This window comes from Altericista sp. CCNU0014, assembly GCF_044923475.1.
GTDB lineage: Bacteria > Cyanobacteriota > Cyanobacteriia > Thermosynechococcales > Thermosynechococcaceae > JAAURS01.
In genome coordinates this window covers 3754508-3772826 of sequence record NZ_CP137338.1, presented here as the reverse complement: position 1 = coordinate 3772826, position 18319 = coordinate 3754508, and the positions used below count along the sequence as shown (strand labels likewise).

Sequence of the window (18319 nt, the reverse complement as noted above, 5' to 3'; positions counted from 1 at the left end):
ATCATTTTCCCATGCTGGAGGGCCTTTAGGCAGGGCGATCGCATTGTGGTAGGTTTGAAGACGCTACCCTACTGCGCGACAAAACAACTGCCCCCTTAAGATTTTGAAACCGCTGCGGCTCTCGCGATCGCGCGAAGGTCGCTGTTCCCCCCTTCTGTCTCCATGCGCGAACTTTATCCGGCAATCGACCCCTACGACAGCGGTATGCTGCGGGTCTCAGACTTGCATACCCTCTACTACGAGCAGGCAGGCAACCCCCGCGGAAAACCGATTGTCGTGCTTCACGGCGGGCCGGGGGGCGGCATCGAACCTTTTTACCGTCAGTATTTCCATCCCGACAAATGGCGGATCGTACTCTTCGACCAGCGCGGTTGCGGGCGCAGCACCCCCCACGCAGAGCTGCGCGAAAACACGACCTGGAGTTTGGTGGGCGATATCGAAACCCTGCGGCGACACTTGGAGATCGAACGCTGGGCTGCGTTCGGCGGCAGTTGGGGCAGCACGCTGGCCCTGGCTTACAGCCAAACCTATCCCGATGCTTGCTCGCACTTAGTGCTGCGCGGCATCTTTCTGCTGCGCGAGCGAGAAATTCGCTGGTTTTACCAAGAGGGCGCTAGCAATCTTTTTCCCGATGCGTGGGAGGCCTACCTCAAACCCATTCCCCCGGAAGAACGCCACGATTTAGTCTCTGCTTACTACCGCCGCCTGACGAGTCCCGACCCCCTGATTCGAGCGGTGGCCGCGCGCGCTTGGTCGGTGTGGGAGGGCAGCACGAGCAAGCTCATTCCCGATCCGGGGCTTCAAGAGCGCTTCGCCCAAGATAGTTTTGCCGATGCGTTTGCGCGCATTGAATGCCATTACTTTACGAACAAGGGCTTCTTCGAGACGGAAGATCGCTTGCTGCGCCACTGCGATCGCATCGGTCACCTGCCAGCGGTCATCGTGCAGGGGCGTTACGACGTCGTGTGCCCCATGGTTTCGGCTTGGGAACTGCACAAGTCGCTGCCCCAGTCCGAACTCATCGTCGTGCCAGATGCGGGCCATTCCATGACCGAACCGGGCATCCGCAGCGCCTTGATCGAAGCGTGCGATCGCTTTGCGGAGCTTTGAGCGGTGAATCGGGGTTGGGTTTATCGCGATCGGGTGGGGCGGGCGGATGCCGGACAGACCGTGATTGCGTATTACACCCATCGGTATCGCCATTCGAGTCCGGCGGACTGGCAAAGTCGGATCGAGGGCGGACAAATTTTACTCGACGGCATTCCCGCGACTGCCGAAACGCAACTCCAGGTGGGGCAACAACTCGCCTATTGCCGTCCGCCTTGGTGCGAGCCGGAGGTGCCGCTGTCCTTTGAAGTGCGCTACGACGATTCCGACTTGCTGGTCGTCGCGAAACCTTCGGGGTTGCCCGTCCTGCCAGGCGGGGGCTTTTTAGAACACACCCTCCTGCATCAACTCCGGCGCTGCTATCCCCAAGAGACGCCCGTCCCGATTCATCGGCTCGGACGCGGCACCTCGGGACTGGTGTTGCTGGCGCGATCGCCCCTCGCCAAATCCCATCTGAGCAAGCAAATGCGCGATCGCCAGATCTGCAAAACCTACCGCGCGTTGGTCGGAGCGGGCGAGATGCCCGATTGCTTTACCATTACCCAACCCATGGGCAAAATTTTTCACGCGCAATTGGGCTACCTCTACGGTGCAACCGCTGATGGTCCCTTTGCCCGCAGCGAGGTACGAGTCCTGCGGCGGGGCGATCGGACGACGCTTTTAGACGTCGCGATCGTGACGGGGCGACCGCACCAGATCCGCATCCATTTAGCGACCGCAGGATTTCCGCTGGTGGGCGATCCGCTCTACGGCGTGGGGGGCATCCCGCATCCCTTCTCCGCAGACCGCACCGCAAAACAACCCGTCCCCGGCGACTGCGGCTATTGGCTCCACGCCCACCGCCTCGCCTTCACCCACCCGCGCACCCATCGACCGATGCACCTAGAATGCCCGCCGCCCGACGAGCTGAGCGTCGGCTAGCGAGGAGTGCTAGGATGCGATCGCCTCGCTTACTCCCCACTCGCCTTGAACTACTACCGCCAGTCCGCCCAAGCCTTTTCCGACAGTTACCTCACCAAGCTCCAGCGGCGCATCCTAGACTGTCCTTACTTTGCCGTCAATAACCTCAATCGCGATTTTGTCAAAACCAAAGGGTTTTCGGTGGTCTTTCGGCGATCGCATCTCGCCACAGTGACGGAACGATTTCCCTACTTCGAGCGCTACCTGGCGCAAGCCCTCCTACCCGATTGCAATGCCTTTTACCTCAATCCACTGCTGCTCCACGCGGGTTCGCGGGTGGACCCCCACATCGATCGTTCCCTGCGCTCCTACTGCAAAACCATCGAGCCGCCTGCGGTGGTTAGCGTGCTCTACGTCTCGGTGCCCGAGGACTTGGAAGGCGGCGAGTTGATTCTGCGATCGCGCCAGCGGCAAGTGGGACAGATTCGCCCTCAAACCAATCTGCTACTGCATTTTCAGGGAGATTTGACCCATTCTGTCCGGACCGTGACCCAGGGGGGCGATCGCCTCAGCTTGGTCTGCGAGCAATACAGCCTAGAAAACCGCCAGCTCGAGGATATCCCAGAATTTCAGCTGGAGTCGCGCGCGGCAGCAGTTCCCGCAGCCAAGCGCCTCGGGAAGGTCAGGTAAACCAGAACCCCCATCGTTCTCAACCTATCAATACACGTTGTTAGGTTTACTGCCTAAAGAAGGCACTCTAGGTACATCGCCAATAGACAGCCCTTAAAGCCCTACTACTGGCAGTGTTTCCTACAGTCAGAAAAGGCGATGGAGTCGATGCAAAACAACCTTAACGGTCAAAAGCAGCCGCAGTTAAAGCATCACGCTACAACTGAAAAGTCTGAGGTTCCACCTCACCTGAACGATCCGGGGCTTGAATCCTTGGACTTTTCCGGCACTCTCTACCCCAACACGCCTGCAGAAAATCATTATTTGACCATTGAAGGGCCTGGTATTAACCAAACCATTCCGCTAGAGGCTGCTACCTACTCGATCGGACGACACGTCGGCAATGCAATTGTAATCAACAACAATACGGTCTCCGGCCAGCATGCCATTCTACTCAGGCTGAATGGCCTTCCCCACGAAACCTATGCGTTTCGCATTATCGACGGCAATTTCCAGGGCAGTCGCAGCCGCAACGGACTTTGGATCAATGGCAATCGCTGCCACTCCCACGACCTCCAAGACCAAGATGTAATTCATATTGGCCCAGAAGTTCAAGCCAGGTATCACTGCAATTTAGCTTCCTTCAGCAACGATATCGATCCCACCAGCTTCGCATTGCGCCCTCCTGAGGATCGCGATCGTGACGCGCACCGACAATTGCGCCGTCAAGAATTGCAAATGTTGGGAGACCAAGCGCTGATCAGGCTCTCTTCCTTTATCGAACTGATTCCCTACCCCATCTTTGAAATCAATCTGAGCGGCCAAATTACGTATCTCAATCCTGCCGCTATCGAACAGTTCCCCGACCTGAAGCACGATCGCCAGCACCCGCTGCTGCAAAATTTACTGTCTCTAGAGTTGCAAACCCCCCAAAAACACCTCGCGCGAGAGGTTCGCGTGGGCGAATCGATCTTCGAGCAGGTCATTCACTACCTGATCGAAAGCAATCTCGTGCGGAGCTACCTCGTCGATATCACCCAACGCATCCAAGCCGAACAGCGCCTCAGCGAGAGCGAGGATCGCTACGCAGCAGCAGCGGAGGGAGCCAACGACGGGTTGTGGGACTGGAATTTGAGTACGGACCGCATTTACTTTTCGCTCCGGTGGAAAGCCATGCTGGGTTACGACGAAGCAGACATCGGCGATCGCCCGGAGGAATGGTTCGGTCGCCTGCATCCAGACGACGAACCGACGGTTCGAGAGCAATTAGCATTTCATCTTTCGGGTGCGGCAAAACAGTTTCAAACCGAGTTCCGATTGCTGACTCGATTGGGGGAGTACCGATGGTTCCGCTGTCGGGGATTAGCTCGACGCAACGAGTCTGGAGCGCCCTATCGACTTTCGGGTTCCTTGACGGACATTACAGACTACTACTCCGTCAAGCAGCAGCTCTTAGAAGACTCGCTCCGAGATGCGCTGACAGGACTGCCCAATCGCCATTTATTCATGATGCGCCTCAAACAGGCGTTTGCGAGAAATCAGATGCCTGAGAGCGCTCGGTATGGCGTGCTGTTTTTAGACTTGGATCGATTTAAGGTCGTCAACGACAGCTTAGGTCATCTCTTGGGAGACGAAATGCTGTTGCAGGTTGCCGCACGCCTTACAACCTGCCTCAGAGATCGCGACATCGTCGCGCGGTTTGGGGGCGACGAGTTTGTAATATTGCTCGAAAGTATCGAATCCGTCGATGATGCCCTGGCGATCGCGGAGCGGATTCAACAGCAAATGTCCACCTGCTTTTTTCTCGAACAACAAGAAGTTTTTACCGGGGCCAGCATCGGCATCGCCATTAGCGGTCCGCATTACCAAAATCCCGAAGATATTTTGCGCGATGCGGACGCCGCCATGTACCGCGCCAAGCGATCTGGAATTTCTCGCTATGAAATTGTCAATGGCGATATTCACACCGGAAGTTTAGCGCTGCTGCAAATGGACAGCGACCTGCGACGGGCGATCGAACGGCAGGAGTTTTTCCTGGTCTACCAACCGATCGTGTCGTTTGCAACAGGCAACATTGCGGGATTCGAGGCCCTGATCCGCTGGCAGCACCCAGAACGAGGTTTAGTTCCGCCGTCGGACTTCATTCCCTTGGCGGAAGATACTGGTTTTATCCTTCCTCTAGGGGATTGGGTGCTCCAACAAGCCTGCCGTCAAATGCGACTGTGGCAGATTCAATATCCCTCCGCAATTCCTCTGACCATTCACGTCAACGTCTCGAGCAAGCAGTTCGCTCAACCCGATTTTGTTGGCAAAATCCGCGACGTCCTTTGCGCAACCGAACTCGCCTACGGCAGCCTCAAGCTTGAAATCACCGAGGGGGTGATCATGCAGCACGAGGCTTTCGTGGCCCAGCAGCTCAACACGCTCAAAACCTTAGGCGTTTGTTTGGGAATCGACGACTTTGGGACGGGCTATTCATCCCTCAAGTACCTAAATTCTTTCCCGCTCGACACGCTCAAGATCGATCGCTCGTTTGTCAGTCAGATGGAATCGAACGACAGTTTGGAAATCGTGCGAACCATCGTCAACCTAGCCCACAATCTCAAGATGGAGGTCGTGGCTGAAGGCGTAGAAACCCTATCCCAGGCAGCATTACTCCAAAAAATGGGCTGCGAATACGCCCAGGGTTATTTCTTTGCAAAGCCGCTCGATGAAGCCGCCGCCAGCAATTTACTGAAAAGCGGCGTTAGGGCGATCGCCCCCGATTTATTGCTAGAAACCCCTATAGTTTCAGGGTAAAGCTTTCTCGTCGGTGGAAATCGGCTTGGGTGCTGGGATGCTTCAAGGCCCAATGGGTAATTTTGCCGCCCTCAAGCTCGGTTACGGCACTGATGCCCACATCCAACACCCGCCCCACGGGAATAATTTCGTCTAGATCTAACCTGAGGGATAGGGAAAACGCATCGGCTTCGGTTTCGGTGCTGAAGGGAAGTTCCGTATAGGCGGTCTCTTCCTGCATGCCCTGTCGGTAGTCCTCGAAGCGATAAATATTCCAATCTCCCGTAGGAGAAAGATTGAATTCCCAATAGGCGGGGGAATTTCTGATGCTCAGGAAAAACTCAAAACAGGTTTGCTCCCACAGCTCGGTTTTGCGGGTCGGTTTGTTGTTTGGCGCGGGGACGATGACCCGGTCGATTTCGCCGAGCAGCGTGTATTGCACGAGAAGAAAGGGATCGCGGCGAGCGATGGTGCCAATGACTTCTAAGTTAGGGAGCGTCGGGTCTTTCCCAAACGGTTGGAGCGAAAAAATCTGGTCGTTCATCTCAGGTCCTGAAGGAGGGTGCGGAGGGTCGGGGCTTGAAGTTCGATGCTTTCGGCCAGCTTGAATTGGACGAGCGCTCTCGCTAAGTTGTGGGTTGGATGTTTGACCTTAAAGTAAACATTGCCTGCCAGATAATCGGTAAAGAAGCGCAGGCCCAGCTCGAAGGCCAGGAGGCGGATCGCGTCGTACAGGTAGTCGTAGTCGTTTTCGGTGAGAAAACTGCCAGACTGGGCCAAGTAACCCCGCAGGATCGCCTCGCCTAAATCGGTCTCGAATTGCACGCTTTCCCACTGCTCGGTTTCTTCTCCGAGGAGATTGCAGGCCGAGCGGAGGCAATCGCCAATGTCGTAGTGAACCAGACCTGGCTTAACCGTATCGAGATCGATAATGCTGATGGCGGCGCGGGTGGCCGTGTCGAACATGACGTTGTTGACCTTTGGGTCCCCGTGCATGGTGCGCAGGGGGAGTTTGCCTTTGGCCTTGGCATTTTCGAGCACGGTCGCTAAAGCGCGGCGATCGCCGACAAATTGCAGGCAATAGTTTGCCTCGGGGGATTGCGGCAGGCTACCTCGCGTTGCCAGTACTCCATCATAGACCTGAAGGTAGCTTGGCGTAATGTGAAATCCTTCAAGGGTATCGACCAATCGATCCGGCGGGAGGTCGCTCACGAGATCGTGAAACCGCCCCAAGGCCGCACCCATCTCCTGAGCGTGGTCCAAATCTTGAATGGTGTCAAAGGTTTTGGAATCTTCAATAAAGCCGATCGCGCGCCAGAATTGCCCCTGTTCGTCAATCCAATGGTCTTGGCCCTCTTCGGTCAGGATCACTTTTGGCACCTGCCAGCGGCAACCCGGACTGAGCGGATCGCAGGCGAGGCGGTTGCGCACGTGATCCGTCAAGGTGCGCATGTTCTGCATCACCAGTTGGGGCTGGCGAAAGACCTGGGTGTTAATCCGCTGAAGGACAAATCGACCTTCGCGCTCGGCGGCGGTTGCGACCAAAAAGGTGTCGTTGATGTTGCCGTTGCCAAAGGGCTGAAGCCGATCGATGGCCGCGCGGGGCGAAAACTGACGGGCGATCGCAACCAAAGGGTCCAGAGCGGGTTCGGAAATCATAGCGATAAAAAGGGGAGGTTATTGGGGCGGCGCGGATTTGCGGAACAGCTCGGGCAGGCGGCGCAGGAGTACGGTGGTTCGCAGCCAGAGCTTGTTGGGCATGGCGGGTATGCCGGAAACCGTTTGGCCCTCGGCGACATCCTTAAAAACGGCGGTTTTGGCCGTGACGATCGACCCCGCTCCGATCTTGACCTTTTCGACCACGCCTGACTGCCCCGCGATCGTGACGCGATCGCCCAAATGCACGGCCCCCGCCAGCCCGACTTGACTGACCAAAACGCAGTGCTGACCGATCTGACAGCCGTGGGCGACTTGGACTAAGTTGTCGATTTTAGTTCCTTTGCCCACGCGCGTCTCTCCTACAGAAGGACGATCTATTGCGCTATTGCATCCCACTTCGACCCCATCTTCGAGGACGGCGCGACCGGATTGCTGCATCTTAAACCAGCCCGTCTCGGTTGGGACGAAGCCAAACCCTTCCGCACCGATGACGGCTCCGCTGTGGATGACGCAATCTTGCCCGATGACCGCGCGCTCGTGGATCGTGCAATTGGCATGGAGAACGGTGCGATCGCCAATGCGCGCGTCGGGATAGATGACCACATTGGGATGGATGCAGACCCCTTCTCCAATCGCGCACCCAGCCTGAATCGTCACGCGAGCGGCGATCGCTACCCCAGCCCCTAGGGTCGCAGTCGGATCGATGACTGCCGTGGGGTGGATGACTGCCTCAGGTTGCCAGGGTCGATAAAACAGCGCTAGTACGCGGGCAAAGCCCAGGCGCGGGCGCTCTAGAACCATCCAAGCGATCCCGCGCTGGTCTGCGATGCGGCACAGTTCCTCGGACTGCGGTGGCAAAATCACCGCGCTGGCTTGGGTCGTCGTCACCCAATGCCCTAGGGCCGCACTCTCAATAAAGGAAACCGCGCCCTCCTGCGCTCGGTCGATCGCTGCCACCCCCGTTACCGTTGGATTGAGGTGAGGATTCCGGGCCAAACTCGTTTGTCCCTCCGCGAGGCCGAGCTGGCGCACCAACCCTTTAAAGTCTGTGGAGCCGATAATCACAACACCTGCATTTCCTGGATGCGCCACTGCTGGTCTTTTTGCACTGCCGTGTACTTCACGGGATAGGTATCCGTGTACGACTGACCTGCAACCAGTTTGCCGCGCTCGTAATACTGAGCCGTTTCTTTCACTCGCGCTTTAATAGCCGAGCGACCTTTGCCCAAGGACTCGACATTTTGAATTTCGAGCTGGTCGAGGGTGTATTTCCAATACCCGTTCGCAGCCTTATTTCGATCGACTCGACTTTTCCATTCCGAGAGAACGGGCTCTGCCAAAACGGCCTGAAGGCTAGCGACGGCGTACTGCTCGCCCATGGCTTCTGCCTTTGCGGCTTGCCAAGACCTCACCAGCCGATCTGCTTCAGGTTTGGAGAGCACGTCTGGATTCGTTACAGGGGAAGGGGACGGCGGTTTGGGGCTGCCGCTTGAAGAGGGCGTCGTCGGGGCCGTCGAGGGCAGTCCTGAAGCACTAGACGAACCTGCCGGATTTGAGGATGGACTCGCACTGGTAGTAGGGTTGGGTCCTGTCTCTGACGCAACCGCCGATGGCTGCGGCGATTCAGCACCGCTAGGGACGGACCTCGGACCGAACAACCGCCCTAGGGCAAGGGCCCCTGCAACACAGCCAAGGCCCAGCAAAAACGTGACGATCCAAACAGGCCAACCGAAACGCCTTTTGCCTACAGCCACCCGATCGTCCCTGCTGCGCGGCGATGCAGTTCGACGAGCGCTTTGGTTTCTCGTCGAAGTGGGTTGCTGCCGCGCTTCAGAACTGCGCGGCCCTTTCTTCGGCTGGGCCGAGGATGGCGAGCGATTGCTAGAAGACCCGCTCCCCAATTCGACGTCGCCAGCAAAAGCGCTGTAGGAAGGTTCTAGAGGCGTGTCGTACTTGGGCGCTGAGGGCTTAGCGGGAAAGGGAACTGCTGCGGGGGGAGAAACGGCTCCCGATGCGGCTGTTTTAGGCCTGCTCCCGATGTCTGCCGACTCAATGCTGCTCAGAACGCTCTGAATGGCCGGATCGTTGAAATAGTGCTGCAGGGAGACCGAACGACCTGCGAGATCTCGAAAATAAGGATAGACTTCCTGCTGCAACCAATTTTCGGTATACAGGTAAAGCCCTGGAATTAAGTCTGGCGCGCCTTCAGAGTACTGGCGCATAAAGCTCAAAGACTCTCGATCTTGGCTGGCGATAACGCTCTGGTGGGCGGCTTCCGGCTGACCGAGCAAGAGCCAACACATGCCTTGTTCGATTGCAATATCTTGGCGATCGCCCAACTGAACCAGCAGCGCCTTAGCTCGCTTCACCAGTTCGGGCTTCCCTTCGGAAACGCTCCTGGCAATCAGGGCATAGACGGCCAAGTAGGACGCCACCGCCGACGGACGGGCCGCTTCTCGTTCGAACAGCGTCTGCTGTTCCTCCACGGTCAAATATTCCCGCAATTGCTGGATAAACCGTAAAAAGTCATTGACGCTCAACCCGGACTGGTCGTCCTGATTTCCATCGATACCGTCGCGATCGTCTAACATCGATTGCAAAAGCGCTAACCCTTCAGCGCGCGACTCCGCCGAGGATTCTGGATTGTTGAGCAGCTCTAGAATGCGGTAGGGCCTGAGTTTGTAGAGATCTCCTTTAATTTCGGCCTGCACGTCTGGAAAGCGCTGTTCTTGTTCGAGAAGGGTCAATCCCTTCTGAAGCGAATCGCCAGCGGATTCAAATTGGCTTTGCTGCCATTGCTCGCGACCGAGTTCTAAGTTCGCCAGCGCCAACGCCAAGATGATATCGTCCTCCAGCGCCCCCGCGCGAGTCGGGACCTTGTTCAAGTCGATCGGTCGCTGGAGGTAAGCCGCCCCAATATCTAAAATTTGCTGGTAGGCCCCCACCTCTTGCAGCAGGAGCAACGCACCCGATAGCTTTGCATCGGAAATGTCCAGCATCAGATCTGGAGGAGTTTCGGATTCGGAAGCGGCTTCTTGCTCCGACCATTTTTTGTCGTAGGCTTCTCGCTTTTGGGGATCGGCAAGCACGACGAAGGCTTCTTCCAGGAGCTGCTTCCGGGTGGCGATCGCGGCACTAGAGTATTCTTGCCGAGGCATCTGCTGCAACCGATCTTCAAACGCCTGCTGAAGTTGGTCGGGCGTTGCCCGAGTCGGTACACCTAGAATTCTGTAGAAGTCTAAGGAAATTTGCACAATTGAAGTCCTTGGCAGCAAACAATACTAGGAATAAACAGCAGGCGACTCATTATATAAGGTCTGAATCTAAACCAAAAGCAGAGACAGATCGAAAAAACAATTTGGGAATATCATAACCTGCAAGCCCGAACCAACCGTATACTCTATAAGAAGTTAGCTTGAAATCTATTATTTTTGCGTGTGAAATTTTTATAAAAATTACAAAGCGTCCCCCATCCGAGGGCATTTAGTACTGTTTAGTACTGTGTTGATGTTTCTGCGTCATATTCCGTAAGGCATTCCACGAAGGATAATTCATGGTCCAAGATCGCGTTCTCCCCAAAATCTCTGCCCCGCCCGCCCAAATCACCCGCGAAGAGGGCCTTGTCTTGTATGAAGATATGGTTCTGGGTCGGGGATTTGAAGACAAGTGCGCCGAAATGTACTATCGCGGCAAAATGTTTGGCTTCGTCCACCTTTACAACGGACAAGAGGCCGTCTCGACGGGCGTGCTTCGGGCCATGCGCTCCGATGACTACGTCTGCAGCACCTACCGCGACCACGTTCACGCCCTCAGCGCGGGGGTGCCCGCTCGGCAGGTCATGGCGGAACTCTTTGGCAAGGAAACGGGGTGCAGCCGGGGTCGAGGCGGCTCGATGCACATGTTTTCCGCCGAGCACAATGTTCTGGGCGGCTTTGCTTTTATTGGCGAGGGGATTCCCATTGCGACGGGAGCGGCTTTCCAGACGCACTACCGCCGTCACGCGTTGGGCGACAAAACTGCAGATCAAGTGACGGCAGCCTTCTTTGGGGATGGCACCACCAATAACGGTCAGTTCTTCGAGTGTTTGAATATGGCAGCGCTTTGGAAACTCCCGATTCTTTACGTCGTGGAGAATAATAAGTGGGCGATCGGGATGGCCCACGAGCGGGCTTCGTCTCAAACTGAGATTTATCAAAAGGCCAGCGTCTTTGGGATGCCGGGATACGAAGTGGACGGTATGGACGTGCTGGCGGTCCGGGCGATCGCCCAGGAAGCCGTGGCCCGCGCCCGTGCCGGAGAAGGCCCCACGTTAATCGAGTGCCTCACCTATCGCTTCCGAGGTCACTCCTTGGCCGATCCCGATGAGTTGCGCTCCAAGGACGAAAAAGACGAGTGGTTGGCAAGGGATCCGATCCAGCAGTTCGAGCGCTACCTGTTGAGCCAAAATTTAGCCAGCGAGGAAGATCTGCGGGGCATCGATCGAAAGATCCAGGACTTGGTGGACGATGCGGTCGAGTTTGCCGAACAAAGCCCCGAACCCGATCCGAGCGAGCTACACCGCTATATCTTTGCGGATGCGTAGGCATCGTTCCGAGACACTGTATGGCCTACCGCAATCCCGTCCCGACCGTCGATATCATCATCGAGCTGAACGATCGCGTGGTGCTGATCGAGCGCCTTAACGAGCCGTTCGGGTGGGCGCTCCCAGGCGGATTTGTAGACTATGGCGAAACGGTAGAATCCGCTGCCGTCCGCGAAGCGGCAGAGGAAACGGGCCTCGACGTCCGTCTCCTGGAGCAATTTTACGTTTACTCAGACCCCCAGCGAGACCTGCGACTCCATACCCTCAGCGTGGTGTTTATTGCCGCAGCCACCGGAACGCCCCAGGCAGCAGACGATGCCAAGGCCGTAGGATTGTTCGACCTCTCGGCCCTGCCGACCCCCCTCTGTTTTGACCACCGCCAAATTCTAGAAGACTACCGTCGCTATCGCCTGACTGGCAACCGTCCTAGCCTGCTTTAGCGGAAATTGGCATCGCCCCCCACCAACGGGCGGATAAAGCCTTTATCGTAGAACGCTTCAGCGAGCTGCGGGTTGAGCCGTTTTGCTTGCCCGTAGTCTCTCTGCGCCATTTTCAGATCCCCTTTGTCGTAGTAGGCCATCCCGCGACCGTAGTAGGCTGCGATGAAGCCGGAATCGACGGCGAGCGCTTCGGAGAAATCGGCGATCGCCGCATCGGGCTGCCGCAGGGCAAACCAGGCTCTCCCTCGGTTGTAGTAAGCAGAGGCTAGCTGACCGTCTAGGGCGATCGCCTGACCGTAGTCTTGAATGGCAAGTTTCTGATCGCCTAAATCGGCATAGGCCAGACCGCGACTGAAATAGAAATCGGCATTATCCGGCTCTAACTCCACCGCTCGGCTCAATTTTTCAATGGCCGCCGCGAACTGACCGCGTCCGTGGAGCGCCAGACCTTGGTTGTAGTAATCTTCAGCCGTCTTCGGCACGACCCGCAGCAGTTCCGCGTAATCTCGAGCGTTAATGCTGGCTATCTTTAGACCCGCTGGAATCGCCTGGGCCGCTCCGCGTCCGCTCAAGATCGCTAATACGCCGCTCAGCACGACCGCGCTGCCCAATCTCGCTAATATTCGATTCATCATGGCTATTCCTCACAAAACGGAGGTTAAACTTAAACGCTAAGACAACCCTGCTTTCAGCATTTCATAGGTCTCTCAAGGACGGTGCGATCCAGGTCACAAGAGCTTGCCATTAAACCGCAAAAAGATATGAAGTTCTGATTTTTAGGTTGGCTCCGATTGCTATTTCTAATCAACCCACTTCAATGGTACTCTGCTAGATTTGCAATAACGCCTTTTTCGAAACATGATTTAATTGAGCCGATTTCGGCGCTTTTCTCGCCAATCTCACCTATGCCATGACAACACCGCTGATCGAACTTAAGGGAATCTCGAAGCGATTTGGAGACAGTATTGTCCTGGATGGGGTCGATCTGAAGATCTATCCTGGCGACTCCCTGACGATTCTAGGCCCCTCCGGTACGGGAAAGTCTTCTCTCCTGCGCATTATGGCGGGCTTGCTGGCTCCAGATTCGGGAGAGGTCTATCTCAACGGACAGCTCAGTCAATCGGCCATTGACGATCCCAAGCGTCCAGTCCGCATGGGCATGGTGTTTCAGCAGGCCGCTTTATTCGACTCCTTGACTGTGGCAGAGAACGTTGGATTTTACCTCTATCAGCATTCGAGGTTGCCGCGCCGTCGCATTCGAGAGTTGGTAGAAGAAAAGCTGGAGTTGGTTGGGTTGCCGGGGATTTCAAACCTCTATCCAGCGGAACTGTCCGGCGGGATGCGCAAGCGGGTCAGCTTTGCCAGAGCTGTCTTGGACGATCCTGAAGATGCGGCTGACGACCCTCAAATCCTGTTGTACGACGAGCCGACTGCAGGACTCGACCCCATTGCTTCAACGGTGATCGAAGATTTAATCGTGCGACTCCAAAAAACCTCGGGCTGCGAAACCTATGCGATCGTCAGCCACCAGCACAGCACCATTCGCCGCACGGGACGGCGATTGATATTGCTGTATCAGGGAAAAGTTTGCTGGGAAGGCTCCGCAGGCGATTTAGATCGATCGGATAACCCTTACCTTCACCAGTTTTTGAGCGGTAGCGTGGAGGGTCCCATGGAAGCTTTGGGCCGACAGATTTGACGATCGTTCGGGTTCCTTCACGGTTCATGTCTTAGGGTAAAGTCCTAAAGGTGGAAGGCAGAAGCGGATCGGCTGGAGCCCATCCTGCCTTCGATCGTGTCCGATGCTCTAGGGGGAATCTACCTGACGTTGAACGAGGATAGCGACCTGTGAATTCTCTTAAATACTTGCCGTGGCGATCGCTTTTCTTAGCCTCGCTGCTGGGGGTCGTTGCGGTCAAAATCGCTGACGCGATCGCCGGTAGTGCAGTCAATCGCCTGGACAGTCACTCCGCCCTGATCGGGCTTTTGCTGACTCGGTCGGGCTTTACGCTCATTTATGCTTGTGCGGGGCTGGCGGTTGGAAGTCTGGGAGTCTTTTTCTTGGAGCGATTCGAGCGCGGCAGCTCGATTTACAGCTCTACCCTGTGGGCTTTAGTGCTGTGCCTGTTGGTCGGCTTGTGGCTTTTTCAGCATCTCGACATCGCGGGGCTGAGTCTGGTTGAAATCCACTACATCCACATCCTCGGCACGATCGTAGGGGTTTTCTGGAGGGGAAAACGGTACTGGCGCTGAAGCTCGAACGCGTTCTTATCGAGTAACCGTAGTGAGCCATACCGCAATAGGATCGTTCTAAAATTAAACTGGTTAGACTGGCTTTAAGCTTGAAATATTGCATGTCCCTTCCATCTCACACGCCTCGACGGAACCGCAGACGGCCCGTCCTAAATTAATACACTGACCGCCTTGGCAAGTTGCCCCGATTGGCGTTACTTTCATGCATTGAGGCGTTAGCATTTAGACACCCTCAATCGGACGCCCTCAATCGGAATGGCCGATCGAAAACCTACAATTTTTTGAACTGAGGAGTTTCTATGTCCGAACAGTACGCTTTCGCCATCGGCTTTGATTTCGAGTCGAACAGCGACGGAATGGGTGGGCAGCCAGAGGCAGAAACCACACCCATGGCAGAAGTTGGAGCGGCTATTCGCAACGCCGGACTGCCAGACATTGAATCGGAGCGATGGGATGAATTCGGTTGCGGGCGAATTTTTTGGGGCACTCGGTCCGAATGCGAGACTGTCAAGCAAGTTTTGTCCCAGTTTGAACTCTTCCTTCAAGAAGAACGCAACTTAGACCCCGGCTATTACGCAACGGCTGCCAGCACCTATTACGCCGATGAGTCCGGCAATCTCTATCGGTTATTGGATGTATCGAACCATTCAGAGATCGGTTCTTTGGAACCCGTTACGGCCATTCCTCTAGACGCTTACCGCTTGCAAGCCATCGATCCAAACCTTCAAGCTGCTGTCGAGCGATCGCTGCTGAGCGCCTTCTCTCCTCCAACTGAGCCGTCACCTCCCTCCGAACTGCCTGAAATTGGCACGACGGACCGCAAGGATCCGCCCGCGATCGCCGATGCCGTTCCACTGGCCCGTCCTTTAGAAGCAGAACTGGCGGAATTGCGCGATCGGGCGGGTGGTCTAATCGCAGAGATCGAGGCGTTACAAATGGCATCTGATGCAAAAACGATCGAGGCAGAGGCTCGTCAAAACGAACTCCAAAGCCAGATCGCGCTGCAGGCAACCCAAATCTACGATCTGGAGCGTCAGGTCACGAGCTTCGAGGACCGGGTCATGTCATTGCAAAGCATTGCGGCGGTTAAGGAAGAACAAATCGTGTCGTTGCAGAGCTTGGTGGCAGCGAAAGAAGAACAAATTGTTGCGTTGCAAAGCATGGCAGCAGCCAAGATCGATCCCCAACTTCACGCCGACCGACAGGAGGAACTGAACCGCCAAATTCAGCAGTTAGAAGCCCAGTTGGGTCGGATTCAGCCGTTAGAGGCGAGGTTGGCCCAGGCTGAAGCGCGAGCAAAAGACTGGCAAGACAGAGCCGAATCGGCGCTCGACCCGCAGGAGCGCGTCCAGCTTCAGCAGCAGCTCGACACCCAAACGGCAAAGGCTCAAGAGCTTCAGCAGATCGTGCAGCGGCTAGAACAGCAGCTCCAAGAAACGACTGCGATCGCCGCCCAAAAGATAGAACCAGCCAAATACGAGGCTCTAGAACAGAGCATTGCGGACAAAACAGCACTCATTGGAGAGCTCAGGCAAGACGTCCACCAGCTCCAGCGGGATCTGAGCGAGTGGCAGACTGTAGCCGAGTCCAAGGTGGAATGGACGGTGCATGAGGCGCTTCAAGAAGACTTCCGGCAATTGCAAGCCCAACAAAAAAAAGGATTGTTTTCTCGGCTGTTGGGCTGGCTGTTCGGCTAAACCATCCGCGCGTTATGGGGGTGCGAGGTCTCGCGCCCCTGGCTCGATGCGAGGGACATTCAATAGCCGAAAAACGACACAATTTTCCGGGCAATCGCCTCGTTGCCGTCCGTTCTGAGGCGCTCTGCAGACTGGGGCGGATTCATGGGACGGTTCAAAAACTCCCAGCTCGATGCGGTAAATTCTCCCACCCCCAAAATTTGATGGAAGCAATATTGCTGCAGTCCGGCTAGGAGATACTGGGCCTCTGCAAAGTTGGCACGCGGTAAGGAGACAATGGGGATTCCAACGCGACACCCTTCGGCAAAAGTCCCGTAGCCCGGTTTGCTCACCATCAGACCGCAGGCAGGCATCAAATCGATGGGGCGATAGGCTTTACCGTTGACCTTAATGAGGTTGGTCCAGTGGGTCGGCGCTTTCGTATCGAAGGTGATGAACTGCCAGTCCGGGAAATATTCGAGATGGTGATAGGGGATATAGTTGAGTCCCAAACCGCCAAAGGTGAGCAATACCACTCGCTCTTTCGGCACGGTCAGGTTCAACTTGGTGCGGATCGCTTCGGCAGAGAAGCGGGGTTGCCCCCCCGTGAGGCCAATGTCTTCGACGACCGGGAATCCCGGCATAGGTGCGTGGAAAGGCAAGCGAAAAAGGCGATCGCAGTCGGCAAAACAGCCTTGAATCCACTGCGTCATCTCGTCGAATTTTTCTCCCCACTGCTGGTAAATCAAATCCCAGCCAAAATTGCCCATCATCCAGCAAGGGACTCCTGCCGCTTTGGCAATTGGCGCGGCCAACGGCGGAATATCGGCGAGGACGAGCTGCACCCCTTGCGCGCGAATAAAGCGCGATTCTGCATCGATCAGCTCAGACGCATTGGCTTTAAGTTCCTCCAAGGCCAAAAGCGTGGCGATTGGATCTAGGGTCAAGCTATCGCTCTGAATGACGCCAATATCTAACTGGCGAGGGCGATGGATAAAATCTGCCGACAGGTAAGCCTCTAGCAGCCAGCGGGGAGCCGTCGTCGCCACAATGAGGTGCAACTCGGGACAGCGGTGCTGCAGCTCTGCTAAGACCGAAGCAGTACGGGTGACGTGACCGAAGCCATGATTTGTAATGGCAACATACAAGCTTGGACGGCCCATTCTGTTTACCCCGGCGTTTTGGTGAGTACAAATAAGCTGCCCCCGTTACCGCGCCCGATGCGCAGATCCGAGTCTAAATAGGTCGTGTCCAGCCAGCCCGGCGTCCGCTGGGGGTCGATCTCGAAGTCGATCGCCTTCAATTTAGGCTGAACATTGATTTGCTCGATCCATGGGGAAGGCGATTGGTAGCCGAGAACCCGCTGCAACCCCACAATGGATCGCTGAAACTGAACTTGAACCCGCTTTTCGGTGATGGGTGCAAATTGGGCGCTAACCGTCACCAGCCCTTCCAAATACGGAATGCCCTGAACCTCGGCAATATTATAAAGCTTGGCCTCGCGAATCCGAATGCACTGGTAGATTTGCCCGAGCTGCACCAGGGGGAAGCGTCCCAACCCCAATAATTCAGCGCTCGTGGTATAGAGCAGTCGCCAGTTGCCTTGGAGTAACTCTGCAGCTTCCACTGGACGGGGAGTCGGGTTGCGATCTTCGAGTTGAGCGATCGTCGCATTAATTGCAATCCGATCGTTCTCGCTGGTCAAGAGACCCCGATTTACGCCGGAAATTTGTTCGAGCAGCTCTGTTTTGCCAATCATGGAGACACCCAATTTAAGGAAATTTTTGATGGCAGTTGGTTCGATGACGATATCGCGCATTCGCCAATTTTAAATTGGAAAGTTGTCTAAATTGTCGTTATTCTATCCGATCGCACTTCGGGTTCCGTACCGTCGGTCTAGCTTTATCGGCAAAGGGCCGAACGCGGATCTGCGTCCGCTCGATCTGCACCAGTTCGGTAGAGATTCCAGTAAGATGGTATCGGTCATTTCTTCGAAGTACAACCGCAGTTATGAATAACCCTTCTTTGCGATCGCAGCCGCGAGAGCAACACGCTTCAATTTTGAAGTCGAGTTCCGACGCCTCTATCCTGAGCTGGTTGGAGGGTACGGGTCGCTTGATGGAACGGGATATCCCCATCGATCCCAGTCTGCTTGAAGAAGACGACGAGCTGAGCGGCGCGCTGCTCGGCACCGACGATATAGACTACGACGACGATTCAGATGACGAACCGGAAGACTAAGGGGACCTTATTTT

17 protein-coding genes are annotated in these 18319 nt (G+C 55.8%); 10 read left to right on the top strand and 7 right to left on the bottom strand.

Annotation, left to right across the window (positions count from 1 at the left end):
• Nucleotides 1-162 precede the first annotated feature (162 nt).
• The 4 genes from pip to R6H26_RS17945 all read left to right on the top strand — a co-directional run bounded on the left by pip (nucleotide 163) and on the right by R6H26_RS17945 (nucleotide 5475).
• Complete coding sequence (pip, locus tag R6H26_RS17960) at nucleotides 163-1110, top strand: prolyl aminopeptidase (RefSeq protein WP_404784297.1); 948 nt, start codon at nucleotides 163-165, stop codon at nucleotides 1108-1110.
• A gap of 3 nt (nucleotides 1111-1113) precedes the next feature.
• Complete coding sequence (locus R6H26_RS17955) at nucleotides 1114-2028, top strand: RluA family pseudouridine synthase (RefSeq protein ID WP_404784295.1); 915 nt, start codon at nucleotides 1114-1116, stop codon at nucleotides 2026-2028.
• Between the two features lie 45 nt (nucleotides 2029-2073).
• Nucleotides 2074-2697: a 2OG-Fe(II) oxygenase gene (locus tag R6H26_RS17950; RefSeq protein ID WP_404784294.1), complete on the top strand. Its 624-nt coding sequence runs from the start codon at nucleotides 2074-2076 to the stop codon at nucleotides 2695-2697.
• 147 nt (nucleotides 2698-2844) lie between these two features.
• Entirely contained in the window at nucleotides 2845-5475 is a 2631-nt protein-coding gene (locus R6H26_RS17945) for an EAL domain-containing protein (RefSeq protein WP_404784293.1), read from the top strand.
• On the opposite strand, the gene R6H26_RS17940 is transcribed toward R6H26_RS17945, so the two are convergent.
• Genes R6H26_RS17940 through R6H26_RS17925 form a run of 4 tightly spaced genes read right to left on the bottom strand, consistent with a single transcriptional unit; the run spans nucleotide 5459 to nucleotide 10367 of the window.
• Nucleotides 5459-5998, bottom strand: coding sequence for a DOMON-like domain-containing protein (locus R6H26_RS17940; protein WP_404784291.1), 540 nt, complete (start codon nucleotides 5996-5998; stop codon nucleotides 5459-5461). The genes R6H26_RS17945 and R6H26_RS17940 overlap by 17 nt on opposite strands.
• Entirely contained in the window at nucleotides 5995-7113 is a 1119-nt protein-coding gene (locus tag R6H26_RS17935) for a phosphotransferase enzyme family protein (protein ID WP_404784289.1), read from the bottom strand. Before R6H26_RS17935 ends, R6H26_RS17940 begins: the two co-directional genes overlap by 4 nt.
• Nucleotides 7114-7131: 18 nt before the next feature.
• Complete coding sequence (lpxD, locus tag R6H26_RS17930) at nucleotides 7132-8205, bottom strand: UDP-3-O-(3-hydroxymyristoyl)glucosamine N-acyltransferase (RefSeq protein WP_404784288.1); 1074 nt, start codon at nucleotides 8203-8205, stop codon at nucleotides 7132-7134.
• Nucleotides 8175-10367, bottom strand: a complete 2193-nt coding sequence (locus R6H26_RS17925; RefSeq protein WP_404784286.1) for an IMS domain-containing protein — start codon at nucleotides 10365-10367, stop codon at nucleotides 8175-8177. The genes lpxD and R6H26_RS17925 overlap by 31 nt, the downstream gene beginning before the upstream one ends.
• Before the next feature lie 299 nt (nucleotides 10368-10666).
• On the opposite strand from R6H26_RS17925, the gene pdhA reads away from it, so the two are divergent.
• Together pdhA and R6H26_RS17915 are read left to right on the top strand one after the other, a co-directional pair.
• The gene (gene pdhA / locus R6H26_RS17920; RefSeq protein ID WP_404784284.1) at nucleotides 10667-11695 is read left to right on the top strand and encodes a pyruvate dehydrogenase (acetyl-transferring) E1 component subunit alpha; all 1029 of its coding nucleotides are present in this window, start codon (nucleotides 10667-10669) and stop codon (nucleotides 11693-11695) included.
• Between the two features lie 20 nt (nucleotides 11696-11715).
• Nucleotides 11716-12135 (top strand): NUDIX domain-containing protein, encoded by a 420-nt coding sequence (locus R6H26_RS17915; RefSeq protein WP_404784283.1) that lies wholly within the window; start codon nucleotides 11716-11718, stop codon nucleotides 12133-12135.
• On the opposite strand, the gene R6H26_RS17910 is transcribed toward R6H26_RS17915, so the two are convergent.
• Complete coding sequence (locus R6H26_RS17910) at nucleotides 12132-12770, bottom strand: tetratricopeptide repeat protein (RefSeq protein WP_404784281.1); 639 nt, start codon at nucleotides 12768-12770, stop codon at nucleotides 12132-12134. The genes R6H26_RS17915 and R6H26_RS17910 overlap by 4 nt on opposite strands.
• A gap of 275 nt (nucleotides 12771-13045) precedes the next feature.
• Between R6H26_RS17910 and R6H26_RS17905 the strand changes: the two genes are divergently transcribed.
• The 3 genes from R6H26_RS17905 (at nucleotide 13046) to R6H26_RS17895 (ending at nucleotide 16085) form a co-directional block, all read left to right on the top strand.
• Nucleotides 13046-13834: an ABC transporter ATP-binding protein gene (locus tag R6H26_RS17905; protein WP_404784279.1), complete on the top strand. Its 789-nt coding sequence runs from the start codon at nucleotides 13046-13048 to the stop codon at nucleotides 13832-13834.
• A gap of 149 nt (nucleotides 13835-13983) precedes the next feature.
• Nucleotides 13984-14388: a hypothetical protein gene (locus R6H26_RS17900; RefSeq protein ID WP_404784277.1), complete on the top strand. Its 405-nt coding sequence runs from the start codon at nucleotides 13984-13986 to the stop codon at nucleotides 14386-14388.
• Nucleotides 14389-14687: 299 nt separating this feature from the next.
• Nucleotides 14688-16085: a hypothetical protein gene (locus R6H26_RS17895; protein WP_404784275.1), complete on the top strand. Its 1398-nt coding sequence runs from the start codon at nucleotides 14688-14690 to the stop codon at nucleotides 16083-16085.
• A gap of 59 nt (nucleotides 16086-16144) precedes the next feature.
• Here the strand turns inward: R6H26_RS17895 and R6H26_RS17890 are convergent, their stop codons facing one another.
• The gene (locus R6H26_RS17890) at nucleotides 16145-17227 is read right to left on the bottom strand and encodes a glycosyl transferase (RefSeq protein WP_404784274.1); all 1083 of its coding nucleotides are present in this window, start codon (nucleotides 17225-17227) and stop codon (nucleotides 16145-16147) included.
• A gap of 5 nt (nucleotides 17228-17232) precedes the next feature.
• Entirely contained in the window at nucleotides 17233-17883 is a 651-nt protein-coding gene (locus R6H26_RS17885; RefSeq protein WP_404784272.1) for a PAP/fibrillin family protein, read from the bottom strand.
• Nucleotides 17884-18074: 191 nt separating this feature from the next.
• Between R6H26_RS17885 and R6H26_RS17880 the strand changes: the two genes are divergently transcribed.
• Nucleotides 18075-18305 carry a DUF3134 family protein gene (locus tag R6H26_RS17880; RefSeq protein ID WP_404784270.1) on the top strand — a complete coding sequence of 77 codons (231 nt, stop codon included), beginning with the start codon at nucleotides 18075-18077 and terminating at the stop codon, nucleotides 18303-18305.
• Nucleotides 18306-18319: the final 14 nt, after the last annotated feature.

Excerpts from the sequence above, each read along its gene's own strand:
- pip (WP_404784297.1), top strand. The coding sequence starts at position 163 with ATGCGCGAACTTTATCCGGCAATCGACCCCTACGACAGCGGTATGCTG.
- R6H26_RS17945 (WP_404784293.1), top strand. The coding sequence starts at position 2,845 with ATGCAAAACAACCTTAACGGTCAAAAGCAGCCGCAGTTAAAGCATCAC.
- R6H26_RS17940 (WP_404784291.1), bottom strand. The coding sequence starts at position 5,998 with ATGAACGACCAGATTTTTTCGCTCCAACCGTTTGGGAAAGACCCGACG.
- R6H26_RS17935 (WP_404784289.1), bottom strand. The coding sequence starts at position 7,113 with ATGATTTCCGAACCCGCTCTGGACCCTTTGGTTGCGATCGCCCGTCAG.
- pdhA (WP_404784284.1), top strand. The coding sequence starts at position 10,667 with ATGGTCCAAGATCGCGTTCTCCCCAAAATCTCTGCCCCGCCCGCCCAA.
- R6H26_RS17915 (WP_404784283.1), top strand. The coding sequence starts at position 11,716 with ATGGCCTACCGCAATCCCGTCCCGACCGTCGATATCATCATCGAGCTG.
- R6H26_RS17910 (WP_404784281.1), bottom strand. The coding sequence starts at position 12,770 with ATGATGAATCGAATATTAGCGAGATTGGGCAGCGCGGTCGTGCTGAGC.
- R6H26_RS17905 (WP_404784279.1), top strand. The coding sequence starts at position 13,046 with ATGACAACACCGCTGATCGAACTTAAGGGAATCTCGAAGCGATTTGGA.
- R6H26_RS17895 (WP_404784275.1), top strand. The coding sequence starts at position 14,688 with ATGTCCGAACAGTACGCTTTCGCCATCGGCTTTGATTTCGAGTCGAAC.
- R6H26_RS17890 (WP_404784274.1), bottom strand. The coding sequence starts at position 17,227 with ATGGGCCGTCCAAGCTTGTATGTTGCCATTACAAATCATGGCTTCGGT.
- R6H26_RS17885 (WP_404784272.1), bottom strand. The coding sequence starts at position 17,883 with ATGCGCGATATCGTCATCGAACCAACTGCCATCAAAAATTTCCTTAAA.
- R6H26_RS17880 (WP_404784270.1), top strand. The coding sequence starts at position 18,075 with ATGAATAACCCTTCTTTGCGATCGCAGCCGCGAGAGCAACACGCTTCA.